General features: G+C 71.6%; 1 protein-coding gene. It reads left to right on the top strand.

The annotated features are described in order from the left end of the window. A partial coding sequence (locus tag AACY49_RS30145) for a tyrosine-type recombinase/integrase (RefSeq protein WP_339527896.1) occupies positions 1-556 on the top strand: 556 nt, incomplete at both ends.

The following is a 556-nucleotide window of genomic DNA, read 5'->3' as shown; positions in this document are numbered from 1 at the left end:
CGCTGACGCCGGCCCGCGCCGTTGCTTTTCTCCTGCATCTGCGCACCACGCCGGCACGCGGCAGACACCCTGCCGGCACGGCGCAGGCCGCCGATAGCCGTTTGGCGCCGGCCAGCGTCAACCGCGCGCTGGCGTGCGTGTCGTCGTTCTATGATTGGGCGCTGCTGGCCGGATGCACCAGCGGCACCAACCCGATCGTCAAGGTCGAGGCGCGCGCCGTGCTACGCTCGGTCGATCGGCACCGACCGTTCCTGCAGGGCATCGCATCGGGCGCACCACTCCGCCAGGCGCTCGCCGTCAAGATGGTGCGCCGGGTGCCGCGGCCGCTGTCGGACGAGCAGGTAGCGACGATCGTAACCCTGCTGCGCTGCCGTCGTGACGTAGCGCTTGTCCGCCTCATGCTTGATGGTGGCCTGCGGCCGGGCGAAGCGCTTGCGCTCAAGCTCGAGGACGTCGCCTACGGCCGCAGGCGGATCGTGGTGCGCCAGCGCGACGACCATCCGCGCGGCGTGCGCGCCAAGGGCTGGCGCGAGCGCGTCGTCGACCTGCATGAGCC

Origin of the sequence: Pseudomonas sp. EL_65y_Pfl2_R96 (assembly GCF_963970905.1) — a bacterium.
Classification (GTDB): domain Bacteria; phylum Pseudomonadota; class Gammaproteobacteria; order Pseudomonadales; family Pseudomonadaceae; genus Aquipseudomonas.
This window is presented reverse-complemented; position numbering and strand designations above follow the sequence as displayed.